This is a genomic window from Extibacter sp. GGCC_0201, from assembly GCF_017566055.1.
In the GTDB taxonomy this organism is placed as follows: Bacteria; Bacillota; Clostridia; order Lachnospirales; family Lachnospiraceae; genus Extibacter.
Genome location: NZ_JABFCH010000120.1, coordinates 1 through 228 on the forward strand (window position 1 = coordinate 1; position 228 = coordinate 228).

The window sequence follows — 228 nt, forward strand, 5'->3', positions numbered from 1 at the left end:
TTTTTTGAGCATAATGGCTTTATCATCAAGCTGGACGCCTACATCAGGGAGGAAGTCTGCAGGAATATGATGGAGCTCAGGCGCCGCGGCTTAAGAAACATTCCGGTGTCTGTAAATGTATCCAGGCTGGAGTTCTATGATCCCAATCTCTGCAGAAGCATCATAGACCTGACAGAAAGGTACCGGCTGGAGCCGCAGATGATGCGGCTGGAGATCACGGAGAGTGCC

1 protein-coding gene is annotated in these 228 nt (G+C 50.9%); it reads left to right on the top strand.

Features of this window, described 5'->3' with window-relative positions:
* The coding region (locus HJV72_RS18955; RefSeq protein ID WP_208073417.1) for an EAL domain-containing protein at positions 1-228 on the top strand (228 nt) is incomplete at both ends.